General features: G+C 46.1%; 1 protein-coding gene. It reads left to right on the plus strand.

The window, feature by feature from the left end:
* Positions 1–69: 69 nt before the first annotated feature.
* Positions 70–1,246, plus strand: a 1,177-nt coding sequence (locus ACFIMX_RS06605; RefSeq protein ID WP_375694212.1) for a phage tail sheath subtilisin-like domain-containing protein, incomplete at its 3' end; no start/stop codon positions are given.

The raw sequence follows: 1,246 nt of genomic DNA on the forward strand, positions 1-1,246 counted from the left end.
AAACACAGCAATCATCCCCTTCATTTTTTTCCATTTATTTCATTAGCCAATATTTCAAAGGAGTATAAAATGGCAACAGGTTTTTTACACGGTGTTGAAGTCGTTGAAGTTGACGACGGCACCCGCCCTCTTCGCGCGGTTCAATCGGCAGTTATCGGAATTGTTGGCACAGCACCCGATGCCGATGAACAAGCATTTCCTCTCAACACACCGGTTTTGGTAGCAGGCTCTCTTTCACAAGCCGCAAAACTCGATAAGACGGGTAAGCGTCAAGGGACCTTACCCAATGCCCTTGATCTTATTTTTAAACAAGTAGGAGCAATTGTCGTTGTCGTGCGCGTGAACGAAGGTGACAACGAAAATGCAACACTCACCAATATTCTGGGTGGTGTAAACGCAAATGGTGCTTATGAAGGTGTTCATGCTTTCATTGGAGCGGGGTCCATTGTAGGACAAACACCACGCATTCTCATCGCTCCAGGCTTTACACATCAACGCCCTTCCAGTGTGAATATTGAAGAAAATGGAACGGGTGCGACTGCCAACCCCGTAGCAGCAGAATTGATTGGCATTGCCGAGCGTTTGCGCGCCATTGTGGTGCTTGATGCACCAAACAGCACAGATGAAGCAGCCCTTAGCACAGCAAAAGATTTTGATTCAAAGCGCGCCATTCTTATTGATCCATTTGTAAAAGTGAATCGTAATGGCAAAATTGTAGAACAGCCGGCAAGTGCAGCGGTTGCTGGTGTCATTGCCAAAACGGATTTTACCCATGGCTTTTGGCATTCCCCTTCAAACAAAGTGATCAATGGCATTGTTGGTATCTCGCGTCCCATTGATTTTTCCATTGGTGATCGATCAAGCCGCGCTAACCTTCTTAACGAACAAAACATCACAACAATTATCCGCGAAAATGGTTATCGTCTTTGGGGTAATCGCACCCTTTCAAGTGATACAAAATTTGCTTTCTTATCGGTGGTGAGAACCGCAGATATGATTAATGACGCCATTTTGCGCGGGCATCTATGGGCTGTCGACCGCAATATCAAAAAAACCTACATGCATGACGTGAGTGAAAGCGTCAATGCCTATTTGCGTGATTTAAAAGCACAAGGCGCCATTCTTGGTGGGCGTTGTACGCCTGATCTAGAGCTTAATACAGCAAGCGCCATTGAGAGCGGTAGAGTCTATTTCAATGTCGAATTCACCCCCACAACACCCGCAGAACATATCACGTTCCGTTCAC

The organism is Bartonella sp. AD24XZML, assembly GCF_042196485.1.
In the GTDB taxonomy this organism is placed as follows: domain Bacteria; phylum Pseudomonadota; class Alphaproteobacteria; order Rhizobiales; family Rhizobiaceae; genus Bartonella.